1 protein-coding gene is annotated in these 741 nt (G+C 42.0%); it reads left to right on the forward strand.

Annotated elements, in window-relative coordinates; genetic code table 11:
* Nucleotides 1-124: 124 nt before the first annotated feature.
* The coding region (gene lpxH / locus R8O11_RS27275) for a UDP-2,3-diacylglucosamine diphosphatase (RefSeq protein ID WP_318194885.1) at nucleotides 125-741 on the forward strand (617 nt) is incomplete at its 3' end.

Consider the following 741-nt stretch of genomic DNA (forward strand, 5'->3'; position numbering starts at 1 on the left):
CGGCATGCACCAAGACGTACCACTAGAAGACGTGGTAATCACTGGTACTACAATCGCAGAGTAATTCTTGCGAATTATTCCCAAGAGATAAGTAATTGGGGAGGCTTCGCCTCCCCTTATTTCTATGACGACATTATTTATATCAGACTTGCACCTTACGCCGTCACGTCCTGACATCACAGAATGTTTCATTACATTCATGCGTACGGAAGCCAAAAATGCCGAAGCTCTTTATGTATTAGGCGATCTTTTCGAGTTTTGGGTTGGTGATGATGACAAAACACCGTTTGCAAACCAAATTCGTACCGAGTTCAAAACGCTCACCGACCAAGGTGTCCCGGTTTTCTTTATTCAAGGCAATCGTGACTTCTTGTTGGGCGAACGCTTTTGTAAAGAGACGGGCATCACTTTGCTTGATGACGTTTGCACCATCGACTTATATGGCACAAAAGCGGTGATTTTACACGGCGATACCCTGTGTATTGATGACGTGGAATATCAGAAATTTCGTAAAACTGTGCATCAACCTTGGTTACAATGGATCTTTAAACGCATCCCATGGTATTTAAAGAAAAAAATTGTCTCTAAAGTTCAATCAGACATTCGCGACGATAAACAGATGAAGTCTTTAGATATCATGGACGTGAATCAAAGCGAAGTTGAAAAAGTGATGTCTCAGAATTGCGTCAACTTGATGATTCATGGCCACACTCATCGCCCAAATACACATTTTTTTGACGC

Source organism: Vibrio sp. 1288, assembly GCF_033344475.1.